Below are 20,849 nucleotides of genomic sequence, written 5' to 3' on the forward strand. Positions count from 1 at the left end.
ACATTTACGGAATGACCATGATTAAAAAACTGCTTGGCGCTCTGGCATTATCTTTAAGCTGCTCGGTAGGCTTTGCCGCCGAAGCTGGCTATCCCATAGAGTCTGCGCCCAACCGAATCAACAATATGGCTTCGTTGCAAAATGGTGCCAAATTGTTTGTGAACTACTGTTTGAACTGCCACAGCGCCAATGCTGTGCGTTACAACACCCTGACACAAATTGGCCTTACTGACGACGAAATCAGAAAAAACCTGCTATTTTCGGCTGATAAGGTTGGCGACTTAATGAAAATCGCCATGACACGTGAAATGGGAGCCAAATGGTTTGGTGCGGCCCCCCCTGACTTATCTGTTATTGCACGTGCCAAATCTACTAACTTAGGCCCTTCTGGTACAGACTATATCTATACCTACTTGCGTACTTTTTACCGTGATGCAGCCAGCCCAACAGGCTGGAACAACCTCGCTTTTCCAAGCGTAGGCATGCCCCACGCTATGTGGGAGCGTCAAGGTGGGAACAGTGTTAAGCGCGAAACTATCGCTCAAGTCACTAACGACGACGGTACCAAAGAATGGGTGCGCACCACAGCTAGCTACGACCCCGAGGGCTTCTCTGTCATAAATACCGAAACCTTAGCCAACTACAGTGGCAAAGCGGTCGACAACGTCACCCTTACCCCTGTTAACGCCAAACAAGCGGCAGCCTACGACAACGACGTCGCCGATCTAGCTAACTTCTTAGGGTGGATGGCAGAACCCGCGCAGCTAACACGTAAGAAAATCGGTGCGGGTGTAGTGCTATTCTTACTGGTGTTTTTCGGTGTTGCTTGGCGTCTAAACCGCGTCTTCTGGAAAGACGTTAAATAAAGCGTTATCCTATCCTGAGTCGGGGAACTGCTTTCATGCTAGTTCCTCGCGCCAGATCTACATGGCCAGAGCTATAACTGGTCATTGTTTCCTGAGCCCCTTTTTGGCTCTTATTTTCATTTCTACGATTGGAATCCCATACCATGATGGTGCTCTATTCTGGAACAACCTGCCCGTTTTCACAGCGCTGCCGTTTCGTGCTGTTTGAAAAAGGCATGGACTTCGAGATCCGCGACATCGACTTGTACAACAAGCCCGAAGATATCGCCGTCATGAACCCTTATGGCCAAGTTCCCATTTTGGTGGAACGTGACCTGGTTCTTTACGAGTCCAACATCATCAACGAGTACATCGATGAGCGTTTTCCACACCCTCAATTGATGCCTGCGGACCCTACCATGCGTGCTCGCACGCGCCTGTTCTTGTACAACTTTGAAAAAGAGCTGTTTGTACATGTCAACACGCTGGAAGACCGCCGTAATACCGATACCAAATCGCAAGATGCTGCACGCGCAAGCATTCGTAATCACCTTTCCATGTTAGCGCCCATTTTGCTGAAAAATCGCTACATGCTGGGTGAAGAGTTCACCATGCTCGATGTTGCCGTAGCACCCTTGCTCTGGCGTCTGGATCACTACGGTATTGAATTACCCAAAAGCGCCGCACCTGTGCAAAAATATGCTGAACGAGTCTTCTCACGTCCTGCTTATATTGAGGCACTAACTCCGTCTGAAAAAGTGATGCGTCGCTAAACGCCTATGCAAGAAAGCTCTACTAAACCCTATCTATTACGCGCTTTACACGAATGGTGCACGGATAACGGCTATACACCACACATTGTTGTGACCATAGACGAAAATACCGTCGTTCCTCGGGCTCACATCCAAGATGGCCAAATCACGCTCAACGTTGGGCATTTGGCCACTAACGGATTGCGTATCGGCAATGACTACATCGAGTTTCAAGCTCGTTTTGGTGGAATTACCGAAGATATTTTCGTACCGATTGCTGCTGTTTCTGCTATTTACGCACGCGAAACGGGAGCCGGAATGGGGTTTGAAGTCGTTGAGTCTGCTCCTTACGCCGAATCCGATCAGCCTGCCCAGGCAAGCAGCTCAAGCTCGGAAACGAAAAAATCAGACGATGCGAAACCTTCACATTTAAGTATCGTGAAATAAAGTAGCGCCTTTGCTAGTGCGTAAAAAAAGCCGATGTCGCTTAAGCGAGGTCGGCTTTTTCTTGTGCCTAACGTTTAGCCCGCGCGCTCCGCCGCATCCAAACGCCATTCCAACACGCTTTTAATTGCCACACTTGCAATCGCTATCACTGCCAACAGGGCGGCAGCGGTAAAAGCGGCTGCCGCTTTATTATCGTTATTCAATTGATCCACTAACAAAGACAGTGTAAGGGTTTGGTTCATGATGGTACCCGAGACAATGGAGACGGCACCAAACTCACCAATAGCACGTGCATTGGTCAGTACGACACCATACATTAAGCCCCACTTAATGTTAGGCAGGCTCACATGCCAAAAAATTTGCCAGCCATTAGCACCCAGACTTAATGCCGCACTTTCCGCGTCAGACCCTTGTGCTTGCATCAAGGGCATTAAAATACGGGCGACATAGGGGGTGGTGACAAAAATGGTGACGAGCAATATACCTGGCCACGCAAACATCAACTGTATATCATGCTCGGCAAACCAATGCCCCACGATTCCTTCTACCCCGTACACCACTAGATAACAAAGACCGGCCACTACCGGCGATACGGCATAAGGGATATCAATAATGATACTGAGCACACGTTTACCCACAAAGTCATAGTGCGTCATACACCACGCAAGAGCCATCCCCAAGAGCATGTTTAGCGGCACGGTAATCACCGCCACAAACAAGGTGAGCCCTATGGCATGCTGCATATAATCCGCTTGCAGATTTTCCCATAAGGCAGGTAAGCCTTCGCTCAATGCTTTAACAAAAATGAGGCTCAACGGCACCAGCAGCAATAGGGCAACGAGCATCAGCCCCACCAACAAGACCAGACGTGACCCCAGCGTTTTTGGACTCTTTCTCATGCTACTTGCCTTTGCCAACCTAATAAGCGGGTTTGAGCCCATTGCAAGGTAAATAGCAAAACCAAGGAAGCCATCAACACCACAGAGGCAATCGCTGCGGCGGCAGGATACTCAAACTCTTGCAAACGTACATAAATCATCAACGACGCGACTTCGGTTTTATAAGGTGTATTGCCTGCAATCATAATGACCGCTCCAAACTCCCCCAGACTTCGAATAAACGCCTGCGAGGAGCCCGTTACCACGGCAGGAATCAAAGGAGGAAAAATCACTTTCCAAAACGTTTGCCACGGGCTAGAACCTAACGTCTGTGCAACTTCCTCATATTCCGCACCCAGCTCTTCCATCACGGGTTGCACAATCCGTACCACAAACGGCAGACTAGTGAAAATCATGGCCACCACAATACCCGGGAACTGATAGGCTATCTTGATCCCCAGAGGCTCTAGCCATTGCCCTAACCAACCATTTGACACAAATAGGGTGGCCAATGTTAGGCCGGCCACCGAGGTAGGTAAGGCAAATGGTAAATCGACCAACGCATCAATCAGGCGTCGACCAGGAAATTCGTACCGACTGATCATCCACGCGATAATAAAGCCCACCACGGTAGCAATGAGCGTGGAGTACAGCGCGGCTTGTAAGGTAACGCTATAGGCGCTAAGCACTCGTCTATCGCTAATCGCATGCCAGTATTGCGCCCAGCTCATTTCACTGACATACATCATCAAGGCAGACAGAGGCAACAAGACGATGAGTGATAGAAAAAGAACACTAAAACCGAAGCTAAGGAAAAAGCCCGGCAAAACCGGGCGTTGACGAAAAAACCCTACTCGCTGCAAAAAAGTTGTCAGTGATGCACGGTTAAACACAGAAATGGCAAGGCTCATGAAGTTAGCGGGCTAGCAATTGATCCAACTGGGCGCCAGAAGCAAAATGACGAGCTTGAATATCTTTCCAGCTACCCAAGGTGTCGGTAGGGTTGAGTAATTTCACCGGTGCAAACTTAGAGGAGTACTCTTTCGCCACCTCGGGATCGGTCACCCGATAATTAAAGTCAGCCAGTATACGTTGTACATCAGGCGTATATTGAAACTTCAAGTATTCCGTTGCTTGCTCGCGCGTTCCTTTTTGGTCAACGACTTTATCCACCACCGCCACGGGAAACTCGGCCAATACGCTCACAGGTGGGACAATAATTTCTAGCTCGCTGTCTTTAAACTCATCGCTGCCAGCAATATTGATTACCTCAGACTCGAACGTTAGCAGCACGTCACCTTGACCGTTCTGCGCAAATGCCACTGTCGCCCCACGTCCACCGGTAGGGAAATTTTCTACGTTGTGTAATACCTTACGCACGAAATCCTTGGTAGCGGCCTCATCACCACCAAACTTGTCATCTGCGTACAGCCACGACGCTAAATACGTGTAACGTGCATTCCCAGATGTTTTAGGGTTAGGAAAGACCAGTTTTACATCCTCACGGATCAAGTCATCCCAGTTTTGAATGTTTTTAGGGTTACCCTTACGGACTAAAAAAGCGATAGTGCTGTAGTAAGGAGAACTATTGTTTGGCAGCTTACCAGCCCAATCTTTCGCCACAAAACCGCGATCCGCCAAAAACTCAATGTCAGTTACCTGGTTAAAGGTAACGGTATCTACTTTTTTTCCTTGAGCAATATCTTGGGCCTGACGTGAAGTCCCTGCAAAGGACTGATCAATTTTAATGTCCTCGCCTTTCGCTTGCTTCCAATACTCAACAAATTTGGGATTAATCGCGGCAAATGTTTCCCGGGCCACGTCGAACGAGGCATTGAGCAGCGTGGTTTGCGCAGAGGCAGTAAAAGATCCTAATGCCACGCTGGCGGCAAGCACGAACTGTTTGATTTTCATTGTTACACCTGAGTAGCGATCCAAGGGTATTAACCCGTAGTTTATTTGTAAGGATGCTGTTTATTATGGGTAAACGAAATATCAAACCGAACGACCTTCTACTTATTCTTATATACCCAAAAGATATATAGCCCCCTTTTTCAAACCTTAAAGAATTGAAATGAATAGGGGCGCAATCATTTCATTGTCAAACGAAATTAGTTACACTCAATTGCTACTGCGAAACCGTACAAGGAACAGCAATGCAAACCAAGACTGCGACGAGTCTGCACCCACCCGTATTTTTCAGTGCAGCAGCATTAATACTGTTGATTGTGATACTGGCAGGGGTTGCGCCAGAGTTCACCCAAACTATTTTCTCCGCCACTCAAGGCTGGATACTGGAGAATGTAAGCTGGTTCTACATAGTTACCGTAGCAATCATTCTTCTGTCCGTTATCTTTCTTGCCGTGAGCAGCTACGGCAACATCAAACTCGGCCCTGACCATTCTCAACCGGAGTACCGAGATGTGACGTGGTTTGCCATGTTGTTCTCGACCGGCATGGGCATAGGCCTGATGTTTTTTGGTGTAGCCGAACCCGTCATGCACTTTTTAGATCCGCCTGTCGGGGCAGGGGGCACCATTTATGCTGCCCACGAGGCCATGAAGATCACCTTCTTCCATTGGGGGCTACACGCTTGGGCTATTTATGCCATTGTGGCCTTAGTCCTCGCCTTCTTTAGCTACCGTCACGGCCTGCCACTGAAGTTACGCTCTGCCCTGTACCCCCTGATCGGTGACCGCATCTATGGCCCCATCGGTAATGCCGTGGATACCTTTGCCATACTGGGCACGGTATTTGGGGTGGCCACCTCGTTGGGGTTTGGCGTCGAGCAAATTAATAGCGGCCTTAATTATTTATTTGGCCTGAGCGAAAACACCGAGACCCAAATTACTCTGATTGTTATTGCTTGCGGCTTAGCGACTCTATCTGTGGCCAGCGGGCTAGATCGAGGCATTAAAATCTTGTCTGAGATCAACCTAGTACTAGCTGTCCTGCTTTTAGTGTTCGTACTCGCGCTAGGGCCTACTGTTTTCTTATTACAAACCTTCGTACAAAATACGGGCGCTTACCTTTCTGATCTGGTTTATAAGACCTTTAATTTATACGCCTATGAACCTAACGAGTGGATCGGTGGTTGGACACTGTTTTATTGGGGCTGGTGGATCGCATGGTCGCCATTTGTAGGCTTGTTTATCGCCCGCATTTCCCGTGGGCGCACCATCCGTGAATTCGTGCGTGGGGTGCTTCTTGTACCCGCTGGTTTTACCCTCTTCTGGATGACAGTGTTTGGCGACACCGCGATTCACTATATCTTGGTAGACGGCATGCGTGATTTTGGCGCTGTCGTGCAGGCGAATACTTCTCAAGCCTTATTTGTTTTCCTTGAAGAGCTGCCTTTATCAAGCATTACCTCCTTTATTGCTATTTGCATGGTGGTGGTGTTTTTCGTGACTTCCGCCGACTCAGGCGCCCTAGTCATAGACTTGCTCGCCTCTAAAGAAGACATGCCTTCACCCGTATGGCAGCGAGTATTTTGGTCTAGCCTGACAGGTTTAGTGGCCATCGCGCTCTTATTAACAGACGGTCTCACTGCCCTACAAACGGCTACCATCGCCAGCGCACTGCCGTTTTCTATCATTTTGTTAGCCTCGATCTGGGGCCTGTTCCGCGCCTTGAAACTGGACGCCACCAAACGCACAATACGATACCAAACGGTTGCTCGCAGCCAGCCTATCGTGGCAGGTCAGCCTTGGCAGAAGCGTTTGCGTAACTTAGTGGTGATGCCGAATCAACGTCAGGTGAATAACTTTATTCACCAAACCGTAGAGCCCGCCATGAACGCCGTAGCAACCGAGCTAAAAAAAGCGGGGTTCGATGTTGTAGTCGAACACGGGGAAGATGCAGACCACATCCCAGCATTAAGCTTGCATGTAGAGCACCACGGGGAATATCAAGACTTTTACTATACCGTCAAGCCCATCAGCCACATTCGCCCCTCTTTGCATCCTAACGATGCCGACAAGGACGAAACACGTTTCTACTATCGGGCTGAAGTGTTTTTAACTGAAGGTGGCCAAGACTACGACATCATGGGATGGAGCCAAGATGATGTCATCGGCGATCTACTAGATCAGTACGAACGTCACCGCCATTTCCTTCATTTAGTGCATGATACAGAGGCCGCTAGCACGCCGAATGGCACATAACTACTAAGCGCACGAGAAATATTTTAAAAAACGCTTTGCTTTTTAAAATATTGTTGTATAATTTTAAATTCTTCGCCGGCTTAGCTCAGTTGGTAGAGCAGCGCACTTGTAATGCGAAGGTCGAGGGTTCAACTCCTTTAGCCGGCACCAAGATACTCAAAACGCCAATCCTTATGGATTGGCGTTTTGTTTTTTGGCTCTATACTGTACAGGGGGTAGTTTTTATATATGATTAATGACGCCACCTGAACTGCACTAAGCCTGCAATACAAGTTTGAATCTCAAAATATCTAAAATCAGGGATTCAAATACATTTATCTGACAAGACATTAGCTTCAACGCTGTTTATCAATCATTTTTCTAGAGTGATAACCCACACAATTCAAAAAGGTTTCACTATGATGTGATCGAATTCTGGAATATCAGGCAGCCTGCGCAAGACAGAAAATGTCGTTCCTACCTATAGGTCCTGAGAACCTGCAAGATGAGTTGAATGATTTTTTAAGTATATATAAAGAGGGCCCAAGCCTAGCTTCTTACTAGTGACCATAGAGAAGGCTTCTGGTGGAAAACTTGCTCTTTACCCTTTTAACCATTGTTGAAATCGGCTAGGGGGTAATCACACTCTCAAAAGCTCACTCTAAACTAAAGTCCCAACAGAGCCAGCGGTGCTTTCAGCAACAAAATCGGGCCACTCTAGGTAGGGATATAAAAAGCTCTTTTTGCACGTATTTCTTTACAAAAGTTAGTGTAAAAAATTCCATCATCCCTATTTATTATGGAAAGCCGAGCCCTCAAGCTTGAGGGCAAAATCATAACAACTGCTGATAAAAAATCGGAGCGGTGAGCATTCGAATGCAAATCAGCCAAGCAAGTTTGTTCACGTTTATTTAGCACGTATATATTAGATATGATAGCCAGACTTACGTCTTGTCGCCTCGCTTCATAAAATATTCTCCAATGAAATTGGTATTTATCTTGAAGGCACGGTAACTAGGATCCTGCAATAGTTCATGAAGGAAATAGGCATTTGTATGTAGTCCATCTATCACAAGTTGCTCAATAGCGCGTGTAAGCAAGTCAATAGCATCGTCACGGTTATCTTTATGTGCAATAAACTTAGCAATCATCGGGTCGTAAAATGGCGTTATGCGATCACCGACGCGTACCCCAGTATCGATACGTAGTCCATCTACCGATGCGGGCCAGGTCAATGCATTGATAACTCCAGGTGATGGAAGAAAGTTTTTATCTGGGCGCTCGGCATACAGTCTGACCTCTACCGCATGTCCATGCAAAGGAATGTCTTCTTGATGCTGAATCGGTAAATGATTGAGTGCGTGTAGAATCTGCCACTTGACGATGTCAATACCGGTAATAGCTTCGGTTATGGGGTGCTCCACTTGTATGCGTGTATTCATTTCCAAGAAATAAGCTTCCTGGCGATCGCAATCGTAGATAAACTCCACAGTCCCCGCTCCGCTATAATTTTGTGCTTGAGTTAACGCGATGGCGGAGCTGTGCAAGGTTTTACGGACCTCGTCTGATAAATTAGGGACTGGTGCTTCCTCAAGCACCTTCTGAAATCGACGCTGTATTGAGCATTCTCGGTCGTAAAGATGTACAGCCACACCGTTACCAAATCCAAACACCTGCACTTCAATGTGACGTGCCGTGCGTACGAGCCGCTCAAGATACACCCCAGCATTATTGAATGCCTTTTCTGCCATGGATTGTGTAGCTGAAACCACCGCAAGTAGATCTTCAGGGTTTTCTACCATCTGCATACCAATCCCGCCGCCCCCACCCGCCGCTTTGACCAATAAAGGGTAGCCGATTTCTTGTCCTGCCCGAACTAGCCCGGCCGTCTCACCCGGATAGAACCGTGAGCTGCCTGGCAAGACGGGAAGACCGGCCTGTTTGGCCATTTTGCGCGCCCGCTCTTTGTCTCCCATGTCAGTAATCGATTGTGCAGCGGGCCCCACCCATGCCAAGCCTGCACTCATCACCGCTTGAGCGAACTCAGCACTCTCAGCTAGAAAGCCATAGCCGGGATGAACTGCTGTGGCTCCAGTTTGACGAGCCACCTCCAGTAACGCATCTATACGTAGATAACTTTCACGTGCGGGTGCAGGCCCAACGGCAACCGCTTCATCAGCCATTTTTACATGCATGGCATGCTTATCGGCTTCCGAATACACCGCGACCGTTGGGATTTGAAGCTCTTTAGCAGTTCGAATAATGCGGCAGGCGATTTCTCCTCGATTGGCAATCAGTAATTTATGCTGAGCGGCTGCGATCATGGGTGCACTCCATAATAATGTTCTAAGTTGGGTGTTACGTAAGGTTTGTGTTCCGGAGTAAGCATTTACACCAAAGAGCGTGTGGCATCAGTACATACACTGGAGTCACTAAGTAGGTAAATGTCATGATCAAGTTCATCTACGATACTGAATGGAGCAACACGTTTTTAACTTCCTGTTGCGTAGTCTCCGCCTCCACACTTCCTTTTATATTTATGAGGCTAATAGAATTTTTTTAACAATAATATAGTTACTATTTTTGGCCTCATATAAGTATACTAAAATGTAGACAAAATTGTCATCATTTTTTTACGCTCAATAGAGTAGTTGTAGCCGGTGAGTCGGTATGTAAGACGTTTACAGATAATGCACCAACGGGGGCAGCGCCCGTTATGCTTTTAAGGGAGGATAGATCAGTCAGGCGTGAGCCCTATTATTCGTTTGTCGCGCGGCTGACAATAAGTTTGCTTTATAACTTAACGCAGAGAGCCTGTTGGCTCACGAGGCAAAAAGTTTCATTGAGAGTTTTCTGGCCAGCCAGTAGCATTACATTTCCCACAACACAAGCCGCCTTCTGGAATCCAGATGCTTGCCACAATATCGTATACTTAGCGCTCATAGATTGAGGTGAAACTTACGTGACGAAAAACACAGTAAAAGTACGAGAAGGGCTTTCTGCTACCAAACTTAGCATGGAGGACGTTGTCGAAATCCTTAGAGAACGTATCGTAAATCATGAGTTGCCCCCTGGCTCTAAGTTGAGCGAAGCAGTTCTCACGGAGGAGTTTAACGTTTCACGACCTCGAATAAGGGAGGCTTTCGGGGTACTTGAAGACCGAGGGCTCATTGAACGTATACCCAATAGGGGAGCTGTCGTTACTCGCCTGAACGTAGAAGAAGTGTATGCCCTTTTTGAAGTACGAGAAGTACTTGAGGCGTTAGCAGTCCGGCTAGCCACTGAGAAAGCGACATCCGATTCGTGGACCGACCTAATTGAGCGTATGGGCGAGCCAGCTGTTAAGGCACTTGCTGAAGATAATTTAGATTACTACATTAGCTGCGTAAATCTGTTCCGTGAAAAGACACTTACCGCAGCAGACAATCCGATCTTAGCAGCTCAGATGGAAGGTTTTTACGACCGTACTAAAGTATTAATACGCCGCCTGATGTTAGTACCAGGGCGGGCAAAACAAGGTCTAAAAGAACATCAAGAGCTTTTGCGAGCGATGGCTGCAGGGGATGCGGAAAAAGCAGAGCAATTGAAACGCGCTAATATACGCGGCTCATTTGAGACATTTCGTCAATATCAAAAATATTTAATGTGATCAAAAAGCCGCGTACATGATTTATATTGATTCTGTCACCTATTGAGGTGCGATGCCTGCAGAAGAAGCGACTTTTTTCCATAACTCAACTTCGTCTACTAAGATTTCTTTAAATTCCTGCGCCGTACTATTCGCGATAGTAAGGCCTGCTGTCTGTACTAATCTATCTCGTGTAGCGGGGCTTTGTAATACTGCATTTATTTCACTATTTAGTTTTTCGATCAGTGCTGGTGGCATATTTTTTGGCCCCATGACGCCAAAAAATAAACTGTGATCGTAATCAGATACGCCCGCCTCGGTGAATGTAGGCACATCGGGAATAAGCGTTGAGCGTTGTTCGGTTGAAATTGCAAGCCCTTTAGCGCGCCCTGTATTAATTACCGGTGCGGCAAGCAGTAAAGTTTCCATCATCGCATCAATTTCATTGCCTAGTAATGCAACGCTAGCCTGTCCATTACCTTTGTAAGGAATGTGCATCAGCTCTGTATCCGTATAACCCGCAAATGCTTCCATGGCCATATGCGTAGAGCCTCCTATGCCTGAGCTGCCAAAATTAACTTTACCCGGGTTTGTTTTTGTGTACTCAATAAATTCGCTCATGGTGCTGACGGGGAGGTCATTAGATACCATTAGCACGGTAGGCAAATAACCAATGAGTGCAATTGGGGCCAACTCATCAAGTACGGCATCAGCCGCCTGATACACGGCAGAGTTAACGGCAATTGCGCTAGACACTAATAGTATATGGTAGCCGTCAGCAGATGATCTGGCGGTATCTTGAGCAGCAATAGAACCGCCAGCTCCGACTTTGTTTTCAACGATAATAGGTTGATCTAGGCGCTTACTAAGTTGCTCTGAAAGAATTCGTCCAATAAGATCAGTGGCGCTTCCAGCAGAAAAACCTATATTCATTTTGATAGGTTTAGAAGGATAATCTGCTGCGTATGCTGAGCCGCTAACAATGAAGCAGACAGCGCTTACAAACCGACTAATAATTCTTAACATACATGTCTCCGGAAGTGTCATTTTTTATGATTCTAAAAAAAGCGTAAAGGGTAAGAGCCTTTACGCAGGGGGTAATGACTTATGGCTGGACTCCGCATCGTAATTTTTGCCCGACCTCTGCCTGTAGGCGTTTTTCGGCTAGGTGTATAAGCTCGCAAAGTATTGGACGCGTCTCGCGAGGATCAATAATCTCCTCAACGGCGAAGGCTTCTGCAGTGCGGAAGGGTGAAGCATAAGGCTTAAGCTCTGCCTCCAATTCGCGTTCTTTGGCTATAGGATCGGAGGCACTCATAATCTCTTTCCGAAAAGCTGCAGCCACTCCACCCTCCACAGGAAGTGAGCCCCATTCAGCTGATGGCCAAGCTATTTTTAAATCGACGTCGTTCTTATTGCATGTAGCCATACCTGCCATCCCATAGCACTTGCGAATTACGAGTGTAATGGTAGGAACTTTCAGCTTACCAGCGATGAATACTGCACGCATCCCTTCGCGTAGTGTGCCTTCTTGTTCAGCTTTAAGGCCGACCATAAAGCCAGGCACATCGACAAAAAACACCAGCGGAATATGAAAGGTGTCACATAACTCCATGAAATGTATCTGCTTTCGTGCAGAATGCGCATCCATAGCACCTCCGTAAACCATAGGATTGTTCGCAATAACTCCGACAACACGCCCGTTAAGTCGGGCCAGCATCGTAATTACCGATTTACCGTATGACGGTTGAATTTCAAAGCTTGAGTTTTCGTCAACAACCATTTGAACAAGCCGATGCATACTATAGGCTTGTGTTCGTTTCTCGGGAATGATGTTAGCTAGTCGCTCATCACATCGGTCCACAGGATCAGAACAAACGGATACGGGGGGAAGCTCCCATACATTACTAGGCATAAAACTTAAGAATCTGCGGACTTGCTCTAGGGCATCTTTTTCTGAGGAGGCGCTGTTATGTATGGTCCCTGCTTTATTGACTGAAACTTTAGTGCCTCCTAAATCATTTTTATCGATGATCTGACCTAAGGACCGTTTAACCACAGGAGGACCTGCTGCGAAAATTTGGCTGGTGTTTTCAACCATAACGGAAAAATGCGAAAGTATGGCGCGACCGGCAGGTCCTCCTGCTGCGGTTCCTAGCACTGCTGACACGACGGGAACTTCACCAAGTAGCTCTACCGAGCGTTCAAACCCATGTACTCCAGGAAAAACGCTATGCCCCCGACGTTTGATGGAGGCTACGCTGCCACCAGCTCCATCAATTAAATTAACTAAAGGTATGCGGTAGTGATGGGCCAAATCTTCAATGAAACCACCTTGACCGCCTTTGCGTCGCGCGCTACCGAATGTCGTTCCGCCGCGCACTGTGAAATCCTCCCCACCTAAAGCGATAGGTCGCCCATCAATACGAGCTAAACCGCCCACATACGGAGCTGGCGTCACTGATACTAAATTTTGATTTTCATCATAAACGCCTGTCCCCGCTAAAGTGCCAATTTCGTAAAAGCTGCCTGCGTCCGAAATAATAGCAATACGTTCACGTATGGTTTGACGACCGTTTTTCCGTTGGCGGGCAATGGCTTGCGGGCCGCCCATTTTTTTTGCTTCAGCACGCCTAAAGGCAAGTTCTGCAAATCTGTCTCGCTCACTGACTGTGTTCATGGCTCCACCACACAAAGTACTTGCTCATCTTCAACAGTATCATTAGCTTGTACATACAGGGCTTTGACCACTCCACTGATGCTTGCTTCGACGGGAATTTCCATTTTCATAGACTCAAGAATCATGATTACGTCTCCCTGATTCACGAAGCTGCCAACTGTGACGTCAATCTTCCATACTGTCCCGGTAACCGGGGAGTTAATTTCAACTTTAGACACCCTTTTATCTCCTTAGATATTGCGCGCAATAGAAGGCACGCTTTAATTCTGTTGCTAGTCGTTTTCTGAAACATGGGCAGCGTAAATAACATCTGCTACGATCAATTTTTTTAACTCTTCAGCACTAAAACCAAGCTCTTGAGCCAATACTGAGTGAGTGTCTGCGCCAATATTGTGTCCCGCCCAGCGCACTACGCCCGGAGTGCGAGAGAGTCTTGGTACAACATTGGCCATAGCAATTGGCCCCAACTCACTGTCTTCAGGTGTGACAATCATATTGCGGCTTTGGTAGTGCTTGTCTTGGAAAATATCTTTCAGATTGTAGATACGTGATGCTGGGACTGCCGCATTACTTAAAATGCTTTCAAGCTCTACAAGAGTGTGAGCTCGGGTCCATTCAGATACTATTAATTCAATACTGTCTTCGTGTTCGGATCTTGCTGTGGGAGTCGCATATCGCGGATCTGCAAGAAGATCGGAACGCTTCATCAGCTTGGCCAACCGTTTGAAGATACTTTGAGAACCGGCTGTAATGTGGATGTACTGACCATCCGACGTTTCAAACAACGTATTGGGTGTATGACCCGGAAGCCGAGACCCACACCTTTGCGCTATTTCTCCTAGTTGTTGGAAGGCAGGGATATGTGGTTCCATAAAGCTAAAAGCAGCTTCGTATAAGGCCGCATCGACGACTTGCCCATGGCCAGTTCGCTTACGCTCAAGGGCAGCCATAACCGCCCCGAAGGCTCCATATAAGCCAGTGATATAGTCCGTCATCGAAACGGCAACGCGTGCTGGTGGACGGTCTGGGTATCCAGTAATTTCGCGAATACCACTGAATGCCTCACACACAACGCCATAACCCGGCTGTTGACTGTAAGGACCATCTTGGCCATAACCACTTATACGAACCATGATTAAACCTGGGTTAGAGAGCGATAGCTCCTCGTAACCAAGCCCCCAGCGCTCTAGGGTTCCGGGGCGAAAATTTTCAATCACGATATCGGCTGTCTCACATAAACGGCGAATAATGTGACGCCCTTCATCTTTACGCAAATCTACGGAAATAATTTTTTTATTGCGCAGTATCGATGCGCCATATAAAGAGCGGCCCTTTTTTTGGCGTCCCATATACCGAACCGCATCCCCTTCCTTTTGTTCTACTTTAATCACGTTTGCACCAAAATCAGCAAGTAGCCGGGCACAAAATGGTCCTGCAACGGTCGACCCTAACTCAATGACTTTGTAGCCCTCCAGCGGTCCATCCTTTGAGCTTGAACTCATCTTTCTGCTACCCATGGCAAAGCCTCCTTTGAATACTTTGGTAGACATGTCAAATATACATGTTTGAAAATATTATTGTCAACAATTTTGCATACCATTATGTAAACCAAAAAGACTCTCCTATTGTTCTCCTGTTTTTTATACTCTGAAAAAGTATGAGAACAATAGACACACAGGTATATGCGCTTACGCCTCTGGAGTGCTTCAAACCCGTTGCGAAAATGTGCATTGCCTGCTGAGTACAATGGCCCAGTGAACAGGGATAACGTGGATGCATATTTGACGGGCGGATAAGTTTATGCAAAGCGACTGCGATGCGGTACGATAGCCGTGGCTGGAGACAGTCGTCCTAGTATGCGTTTCAACATGGAGTTGGAGGAGACTGTCTTAAGACGGAGCCTACGATGTGTAGGTCTGGCAACAATCGGGTAAGACCGTCATATTGATGATAGAGGGCTTACGCCTTCTTGTTACGCCTAGTCTTTGGTACGACTAAGCGCCGAGTCTTAGCGAGCCCCTGCTAGCGTGTTTAGAAATTTCTGAGAACGGGTTTTAACCCTTGCTTGGGCAACGTCGGAGCTATTGTTTCAGATAGTAGCGATCGCCTAAATTTAACAAGCGGTTATTTGGCTCAGAAGCACGGCGATAAAACTTTTCTGCCTCCAGATCACCAATCGCCAGCACCATGCGCTATTGTCTACCCAATCCCTCCCAACACTGAGCAAGCAGGCGATCACCACACTGGATTAGCCTTTCATCCGAGTACTCCGTCAGCTTTAGTAAAAAACCAGCACTATCTGTCCGTCACGGTATGCTGATAAGCGTTCATGCATTCCTATGGCTGATATAAACTCCCTTGGTATACAACGTGGCTTATACACAGAAATAAAAAAATTAGTCTAGGTCATAAGCTCAGTCTAAAAACCTAACATAGCCCTTATAGGCATAAGAAGCCGACAGGGTCTGCTAAGATAGAAGTCCATCAGCGCTGGGGTTTTCCTGACCATACTCTTAATATAAAAAAGAAATATAGTTATTGGAAATCAGCTTAACCAGTTCTGTTAACACATGTGACAATCACTGCCTTGATTTGGTTAGAGCGACTATCTTTACCAGCGCTAACCTCCCAAATACAGCTACCATGCACACTCACTCTGCTCCTAGTTCACCGCCTTTAATTCGGCTCAGTAACGTCAGTAAAACTTTTACGCTTCCCGATGGGAAGCAGTTTGACGCTGTGCATGCCCTATCTCTAGATATCCCAGCGGGTGAGATATTTGGGTTGATCGGTAAAAGTGGCGCGGGCAAATCTACGCTGCTGCGCATGATTAACCTGCTCGAGCGCCCCGACTCAGGGCAGGTGTTATTAGCTGGGCAAGACTTAACGGGTTTGAATAAAAAAGCCCTACGGCTGGCGCGTCAAGACTTAGGGATGATCTTTCAGCAATTTAATTTGCTGCAAAATGCCACCGTCTATGAGAACGTTGCCTTTCCCTTAACGCTACACGGCAAGTTCCACGCCACTGAAGTCCAGGCTCGCGTCCATGAGTGCCTTGAACTAGTAGGGTTGAGCGATAAATTGCATCATTACCCTGCACAACTGTCGGGCGGACAGAAACAAAGAGTAGCCATTGCCCGTGCCTTAGCACCGCGCCCTAAGGTCATGCTCTGTGACGAACCTACCTCCGCCCTGGATACAGAAACGACCCGATCCGTGCTCGATACGCTGCGTGATATCAACCAACAGTTAGGTGTCACCATTGTTATCGTGACCCATGAACTACCCGTCGTATTAAGCCTATGTACGCGTGTAGCCGTGCTAGAGCAGGGCCATTTAATTGAACAGTTCGACGTACACGACCAAAGTACACCGCGCACCAGTATGCTGGGTCGAGAACTCGCCGAAGAACACAAACGTCACGAGCTTTTAAAATCTCTCTATCAGCAGAGCAGCCATGTTTGAAAATATTGTCGCTATTTTGCCCGAGCTTTGGCTATCCATCGCTCAAACTTTTCTGATGTTAGGCATAGGCCTCACCGCGGCTATCCTCCTGGGTGGGCCATTAGGGATCTTATTATTTTTAATGAGCCCAGGCCAATCGTTGGCTAATAAACCTGCTTACCTCATCGTTAGCTGGGTGGTGAATACGGTACGTTCATTTCCATTTATCATTTTATTAGTGGCGCTAGTCCCCATCACTCGCGTCTTGGTCGGTACGTCGATAGGGCCTTTGGCCGCATCCGTGCCGTTATCTGTAGCCGCCATTCCTTACCTTGCCCGTTTGGTCGAGCAAAGTGTACGGGAAGTGCCGAAAGGCGTGATCGAAGCAGCCCAAGCCATGGGCGCCTCAGAGTTGCAAATCGTATGGCGTGTATTAGCTCGTGAAGCGCGCTCCGGCCTTATTTTGGCCCTTACTGTATTGGCCGTTAGTTTTCTATCCTATTCGGCCATTGCAGGGGTCGTGGGTGGTGGTGGCATTGGTGACTTAGCAATACGCTATGGCTACTACCGCTTTCAAACCGACATCATGCTTTTAACCGTAGCAATTTTGATTGTACTGGTGCAAATTATTCAATTTGGCGGCAACACCTTAGCCCACCGTTTGGATAAACGCTAACTTTTACTTATTTTGAAGGAATCACTATGCTGACACTTCGTCGCCAGCTCTTGCTAGGCACCGCAGCCGTTTTATTTAGCCTCAGCACAGCTACCGTACAAGCAGCTGATCCTAATAAAACCGAACTCGTGTTTGGCGCTACGGCCGGCTATAACTACGACGTGCTGAAACTAGCCATCGTTCCCCAACTGCAAGACCAAGGCTATAAAGTAAAGCTGGTCGAGTTTAACGACTATGTGCAGCCTAATATGGCCTTGGCTCAAGGCTCATTGGACGCCAACCTATTCCAGCACATCGCATACTTAAATCGCTTTAAAACCGATCAAAAACTGGATTTAATCGACCTAGTACAAAGCACTACGGCGCCGATGGGCATTTATGCCTCCAAGCGCCAAAGTCTAAACGATATTCAAGAGGGTGATCGTTTCACCGTTCCTAACGACCCCAGCAACTTGGCTCGTGCGCTGCAATTACTGCAAAACAATGGTGTCATCACCATGAAGCAAGATATAGACCCATTGCGCGTCACTGAAAAAGATATCGTTGAAAACCCCAAAAAGATCCGTTTCCAACCTGTTGAAGCTGCACAATTGCCACGCACTATTGGTGATGCCGAGTTCGCGATCGTGCCCGGTAACTTTGCTATTGCCTCGGGCTTGGACTTAACCAGCGCCGTCACTTTAGAAGTCCCCCCTATAGAGTACCAACAAGTGGTTGCAGTGAAAGCTGCTGACGCTGAGAAGCCTTGGGCGCAAGACTTGGCCGCCAGCTTTAAATCAACACAATTCAAAGCAGCACTAGACAAGCACTTTCCTGGCTACGTTCAGCCTGCTGGCCTCAAGTAAAAAGTAACCATCAAGCCTCACGGCTCAGTGGTACTACTTCCCCGGAACAGCTTACGCTGCCGGGGATTATTCATTAGACGCTCAACAGCACAAAGAGAATGCCCTTTTACAACTGTCGGCACTCATGCACAATACTGACTACGGACGCTGTGGCAGTATGCCCATGCGGTTATATAACCCCGATTTGGAAACATCATGAACGTTGAAGAAATTGTAGATATCCGTATTTCTGCTGGGCAACAACAAGCCTTTGAAGAGGCCGTGCACCGTGGCGTCACCACCGTTATCGGTCAAGCGAAGGGCTTCATGGGATACAGCTTGCAACACAGCATAGAGTCTCCTGAGCGCTACTTGCTCACGATCTGTTGGAAAACCTTAGAAGACCACACTGTTGGCTTTCGCGAGTCTGAACTGTTTCCCCAGTGGCGCGCCATTGTAGGGCCGTTTTTTGCACAACCGCCTGTCATCGAGCACTTTGTGCGCGCTTAATATCACAGTGATCGACTCAGCAAGCCACCTTTCGGTGGCTTTTTACTTTCTCAACACACGCATAAATTCCAATATAAAGAACAAATAAACCATATATTGGACAATCGCCTCGTCTTATATTATATTCAATATACGAAATAAAATATTCGATATATTGGATTACATAGCGATGAGCAAGCAAGAAGTCATACTAATAATCGGAGCAAACGGCCAAGTTGGCACGGAGCTAAGCCTGCGTCTATGCCAAGACTACGGCAACAATAATGTCATCACGGCAGATTTAGGCCCCGCCACACATGGCGCGGGCACAAAACACGAAAGCTTCAGTGTTCTCGACGCGGACATGCTTAACGCAGTGATCCAACAATACCACGTCACGCAGGTATATCACTTGGCCGCCTCGTTATCTGCTACGGCGGAAAAAAACCCTCAGGCCGCGTGGAATCTTAATATTACTGGTTTGCTGAATGTGTTAGAGGCAGCCCGCCACTATCAGCTACGCGTGTTTTGGCCTAGTTCAATTGCGGTATTTGGTGCTAACACTCCCGCCCACGAAACACCACAACACACCATAATGGAACCCAGCACCCTATACGGCATTGCTAAGCAAGCAGGGGAAGGCTGGTGCCGCTGGTATCACCAAAAGTATGGGGTAGATGTACGTAGCTTGCGCTACCCTGGGCTTATTTCCTACAAAACAGCCCCGGGTGGAGGCACGACCGACTACGCCGTAGAAATCTTTTCTGCTGCCCTGACGCAACATACCTACACATGCTTTATTGACGCCCATGAAGCACTCCCCATGATGTACATGGATGATGCCGTACGCGCCACCATAGAGCTGATGAATGCCCCTGCAGAGTGTATTCGTGAGCGTGGCAGCTACAACGTTGCCGGCATAAGCTTTACCCCCGCCGAAATAGCCGCTGAAATTGAACGCCAGGGCGTAGCCTTAGCCATGCACTATGAGCCTGACTACCGCCAACAGATTGCTGCCAGTTGGCCTGCTAGCATAGACGACTCTGTGGCACACCAAGACTGGCAATGGCAGGCTAAGTTTGATCTACGTACTTTGGTGCAAACGATGTTAGCGAACATCGACACCACAAAAAAGGCGGCCTAAGCCGCCTTAACACAGCCTACACGACGATCAGATAGGAATCGTCGTAGGCTTGAGTTCCACCTTAATCTTACGCACCTGATCAATATGCATCACGGTGTTACGGATAATGGCCTCAAGCCCCGCCTTACCTTTTTCTGCCGTTGCTATGCGAGCATCGCCCGCAATTCCGGTAGGTGCCGACGCAGCACGTAGTTCTACATCGGTAGAGCGAATCGTCACCGCATTCAAATCAAAAGGTGGCTCCAGCATCATGGGGTGCCCAGCGATAGGGCCGCCACCATGTACACTGCCAGCCGCCGCTTTGCTCATGTCCACCAGTTCAGGCCTCCAATGCAGCATGAAGGAGGTTTCAATATCCCCTGCATGACCGGTTTGTCCTGTGGGGCAAATTTCTGCAATTTCACGCCTAGCGACCAAACCTACGTCAACCACGGAGGCAAAAGCGCCCGTTTGAAAACGGAGTTTCGTCGCGGCAATTTCCATCGGCGCATGGTTCGCCAAACGGTTACCGTTGATAAAAATTAACTTCTTAAAGCCGTGATACACCAAGCTCTGGCCTACGTCGACCAATACATCAATCAAGGTCTCTGGACGCAAGGTAATCGCGCCTGGGTATGCCAAATGATGAGGGGACCAACCAAAATGTATCGGTGGGACAGTTAATACTTTCGCTTGTAGCGCGGCACCTTCTGCTACGGCGATGGACCACTCGGTATCCACCGACATAGAGGTGTGACGGCCGTGTTGCTCAGTGGCTCCGACCGGAATAATCACGATATCGTCATGCTGCAAGTAGCTTTCAATGGCTGGCCAGCTAAGCTCATGCAACCAGGGGCTGGTTTCTAATTTCATAATAAATAAACAAATTGTGTAAACAAAAGATGAAGAACTAAACGC

At 47.8% G+C, this 20,849-nt stretch carries 19 protein-coding genes and 1 tRNA gene; 11 read left to right on the forward strand and 9 right to left on the reverse strand.

Annotated elements, in window-relative coordinates:
* Positions 1–11 precede the first annotated feature (11 nt).
* The 3 genes from OSH01_RS03785 to OSH01_RS03795 all read left to right on the forward strand — a co-directional run bounded on the left by OSH01_RS03785 (position 12) and on the right by OSH01_RS03795 (position 2,044).
* Complete coding sequence (locus OSH01_RS03785) at positions 12–866, forward strand: cytochrome c1 (protein WP_266122710.1); 855 nt, start codon at positions 12–14, stop codon at positions 864–866.
* Between the two features lie 143 nt (positions 867–1,009).
* Positions 1,010–1,618 (forward strand): glutathione S-transferase N-terminal domain-containing protein, encoded by a 609-nt coding sequence (locus OSH01_RS03790; RefSeq protein ID WP_266122711.1) that lies wholly within the window; start codon positions 1,010–1,012, stop codon positions 1,616–1,618.
* Positions 1,619–1,624: 6 nt separating this feature from the next.
* Positions 1,625–2,044 (forward strand): ClpXP protease specificity-enhancing factor, encoded by a 420-nt coding sequence (locus OSH01_RS03795; RefSeq protein ID WP_266122712.1) that lies wholly within the window; start codon positions 1,625–1,627, stop codon positions 2,042–2,044.
* A 74-nt stretch (positions 2,045–2,118) separates the two neighbouring features.
* Here the strand turns inward: OSH01_RS03795 and OSH01_RS03800 are convergent, their stop codons facing one another.
* The 3 genes from OSH01_RS03800 to cysP are packed head-to-tail and all read right to left on the reverse strand — an operon-like array spanning position 2,119 to position 4,836.
* Complete coding sequence (locus tag OSH01_RS03800) at positions 2,119–2,943, reverse strand: sulfate ABC transporter permease (protein ID WP_266122713.1); 825 nt, start codon at positions 2,941–2,943, stop codon at positions 2,119–2,121.
* Positions 2,940–3,833: a sulfate ABC transporter permease subunit CysT gene (cysT, locus tag OSH01_RS03805; RefSeq protein ID WP_266122714.1), complete on the reverse strand. Its 894-nt coding sequence runs from the start codon at positions 3,831–3,833 to the stop codon at positions 2,940–2,942. The genes OSH01_RS03800 and cysT overlap by 4 nt, the downstream gene beginning before the upstream one ends.
* A gap of 4 nt (positions 3,834–3,837) precedes the next feature.
* Entirely contained in the window at positions 3,838–4,836 is a 999-nt protein-coding gene (gene cysP / locus OSH01_RS03810; RefSeq protein WP_266122715.1) for a thiosulfate ABC transporter substrate-binding protein CysP, read from the reverse strand.
* A gap of 242 nt (positions 4,837–5,078) precedes the next feature.
* Here cysP and OSH01_RS03815 point away from each other — a divergent pair, with 242 nt between their 5' ends.
* Both OSH01_RS03815 and OSH01_RS03820 read left to right on the forward strand, forming a co-directional pair.
* Positions 5,079–7,088, forward strand: coding sequence for a BCCT family transporter (locus tag OSH01_RS03815; protein WP_266122716.1), 2,010 nt, complete (start codon positions 5,079–5,081; stop codon positions 7,086–7,088).
* Between the two features lie 74 nt (positions 7,089–7,162).
* Positions 7,163–7,238, forward strand: a tRNA-Thr gene (locus OSH01_RS03820).
* A gap of 773 nt (positions 7,239–8,011) precedes the next feature.
* On the opposite strand, the gene OSH01_RS03825 is transcribed toward OSH01_RS03820, so the two are convergent.
* Entirely contained in the window at positions 8,012–9,391 is a 1,380-nt protein-coding gene (locus OSH01_RS03825) for an acetyl-CoA carboxylase biotin carboxylase subunit (protein ID WP_266122717.1), read from the reverse strand.
* A 638-nt stretch (positions 9,392–10,029) separates the two neighbouring features.
* Between OSH01_RS03825 and OSH01_RS03830 the strand changes: the two genes are divergently transcribed.
* Positions 10,030–10,716 (forward strand): GntR family transcriptional regulator, encoded by a 687-nt coding sequence (locus OSH01_RS03830; RefSeq protein WP_266122718.1) that lies wholly within the window; start codon positions 10,030–10,032, stop codon positions 10,714–10,716.
* Between the two features lie 39 nt (positions 10,717–10,755).
* Here OSH01_RS03830 and OSH01_RS03835 read toward each other — a convergent pair whose 3' ends face one another.
* From OSH01_RS03835 to OSH01_RS03850, 4 genes are all read right to left on the reverse strand, one after another.
* On the reverse strand, positions 10,756–11,721 hold the full coding sequence (locus OSH01_RS03835; RefSeq protein ID WP_266122719.1) for a Bug family tripartite tricarboxylate transporter substrate binding protein: 966 nt from the start codon (positions 11,719–11,721) through the stop codon (positions 10,756–10,758).
* A 79-nt stretch (positions 11,722–11,800) separates the two neighbouring features.
* Positions 11,801–13,375: an acyl-CoA carboxylase subunit beta gene (locus OSH01_RS03840; protein ID WP_266122720.1), complete on the reverse strand. Its 1,575-nt coding sequence runs from the start codon at positions 13,373–13,375 to the stop codon at positions 11,801–11,803.
* Positions 13,372–13,593, reverse strand: a complete 222-nt coding sequence (locus OSH01_RS03845) for an acetyl-CoA carboxylase biotin carboxyl carrier protein subunit (protein WP_266122721.1) — start codon at positions 13,591–13,593, stop codon at positions 13,372–13,374. The genes OSH01_RS03840 and OSH01_RS03845 overlap by 4 nt, the downstream gene beginning before the upstream one ends.
* A gap of 54 nt (positions 13,594–13,647) precedes the next feature.
* Positions 13,648–14,892 carry a CaiB/BaiF CoA transferase family protein gene (locus tag OSH01_RS03850; RefSeq protein WP_266122722.1) on the reverse strand — a complete coding sequence of 415 codons (1,245 nt, stop codon included), beginning with the start codon at positions 14,890–14,892 and terminating at the stop codon, positions 13,648–13,650.
* A gap of 1,126 nt (positions 14,893–16,018) precedes the next feature.
* Between OSH01_RS03850 and OSH01_RS03855 the strand changes: the two genes are divergently transcribed.
* From OSH01_RS03855 to OSH01_RS03875, 5 genes are all read left to right on the forward strand, one after another.
* On the forward strand, positions 16,019–16,840 hold the full coding sequence (locus OSH01_RS03855) for a methionine ABC transporter ATP-binding protein (RefSeq protein ID WP_266122723.1): 822 nt from the start codon (positions 16,019–16,021) through the stop codon (positions 16,838–16,840).
* Positions 16,833–17,495, forward strand: coding sequence for a methionine ABC transporter permease (locus OSH01_RS03860; protein WP_266122724.1), 663 nt, complete (start codon positions 16,833–16,835; stop codon positions 17,493–17,495). The genes OSH01_RS03855 and OSH01_RS03860 overlap by 8 nt, the downstream gene beginning before the upstream one ends.
* A gap of 26 nt (positions 17,496–17,521) precedes the next feature.
* Positions 17,522–18,340, forward strand: coding sequence for a MetQ/NlpA family ABC transporter substrate-binding protein (locus OSH01_RS03865; RefSeq protein WP_266122725.1), 819 nt, complete (start codon positions 17,522–17,524; stop codon positions 18,338–18,340).
* A gap of 195 nt (positions 18,341–18,535) precedes the next feature.
* Positions 18,536–18,829: an antibiotic biosynthesis monooxygenase family protein gene (locus OSH01_RS03870; RefSeq protein WP_266122726.1), complete on the forward strand. Its 294-nt coding sequence runs from the start codon at positions 18,536–18,538 to the stop codon at positions 18,827–18,829.
* Positions 18,830–18,998: 169 nt separating this feature from the next.
* Complete coding sequence (locus OSH01_RS03875; protein ID WP_266122727.1) at positions 18,999–19,952, forward strand: NAD-dependent epimerase/dehydratase family protein; 954 nt, start codon at positions 18,999–19,001, stop codon at positions 19,950–19,952.
* Positions 19,953–19,979: 27 nt separating this feature from the next.
* Here the strand turns inward: OSH01_RS03875 and OSH01_RS03880 are convergent, their stop codons facing one another.
* A complete protein-coding gene (locus tag OSH01_RS03880; RefSeq protein WP_266122728.1) occupies positions 19,980–20,804 on the reverse strand; it encodes a creatininase family protein in 825 nt (274 codons plus the stop codon).
* Positions 20,805–20,849: the final 45 nt, after the last annotated feature.

Origin of the sequence: Alcaligenes endophyticus, from assembly GCF_026344035.1 — a bacterium.
GTDB classification, from domain to species: domain Bacteria; phylum Pseudomonadota; class Gammaproteobacteria; order Burkholderiales; family Burkholderiaceae_B; genus Alcaligenes; species Alcaligenes endophyticus.

Coding starts and splice junctions, on each gene's coding strand:
- OSH01_RS03865 (WP_266122725.1), top strand. CDS start 17,522: ATGCTGACACTTCGTCGCCAGCTCTTGCTAGGCACCGCAGCCGTTTTA.
- OSH01_RS03860 (WP_266122724.1), top strand. CDS start 16,833: ATGTTTGAAAATATTGTCGCTATTTTGCCCGAGCTTTGGCTATCCATC.
- OSH01_RS03815 (WP_266122716.1), top strand. CDS start 5,079: ATGCAAACCAAGACTGCGACGAGTCTGCACCCACCCGTATTTTTCAGT.
- cysP (WP_266122715.1), bottom strand. CDS start 4,836: ATGAAAATCAAACAGTTCGTGCTTGCCGCCAGCGTGGCATTAGGATCT.
- OSH01_RS03840 (WP_266122720.1), bottom strand. CDS start 13,375: ATGAACACAGTCAGTGAGCGAGACAGATTTGCAGAACTTGCCTTTAGG.
- OSH01_RS03795 (WP_266122712.1), top strand. CDS start 1,625: ATGCAAGAAAGCTCTACTAAACCCTATCTATTACGCGCTTTACACGAA.
- cysT (WP_266122714.1), bottom strand. CDS start 3,833: ATGAGCCTTGCCATTTCTGTGTTTAACCGTGCATCACTGACAACTTTT.
- OSH01_RS03825 (WP_266122717.1), bottom strand. CDS start 9,391: ATGATCGCAGCCGCTCAGCATAAATTACTGATTGCCAATCGAGGAGAA.
- OSH01_RS03785 (WP_266122710.1), top strand. CDS start 12: ATGACCATGATTAAAAAACTGCTTGGCGCTCTGGCATTATCTTTAAGC.
- OSH01_RS03880 (WP_266122728.1), bottom strand. CDS start 20,804: ATGAAATTAGAAACCAGCCCCTGGTTGCATGAGCTTAGCTGGCCAGCC.
- OSH01_RS03875 (WP_266122727.1), top strand. CDS start 18,999: ATGAGCAAGCAAGAAGTCATACTAATAATCGGAGCAAACGGCCAAGTT.
- OSH01_RS03870 (WP_266122726.1), top strand. CDS start 18,536: ATGAACGTTGAAGAAATTGTAGATATCCGTATTTCTGCTGGGCAACAA.
- OSH01_RS03850 (WP_266122722.1), bottom strand. CDS start 14,892: ATGGGTAGCAGAAAGATGAGTTCAAGCTCAAAGGATGGACCGCTGGAG.
- OSH01_RS03790 (WP_266122711.1), top strand. CDS start 1,010: ATGATGGTGCTCTATTCTGGAACAACCTGCCCGTTTTCACAGCGCTGC.
- OSH01_RS03800 (WP_266122713.1), bottom strand. CDS start 2,943: ATGAGAAAGAGTCCAAAAACGCTGGGGTCACGTCTGGTCTTGTTGGTG.
- OSH01_RS03835 (WP_266122719.1), bottom strand. CDS start 11,721: ATGTTAAGAATTATTAGTCGGTTTGTAAGCGCTGTCTGCTTCATTGTT.
- OSH01_RS03855 (WP_266122723.1), top strand. CDS start 16,019: ATGCACACTCACTCTGCTCCTAGTTCACCGCCTTTAATTCGGCTCAGT.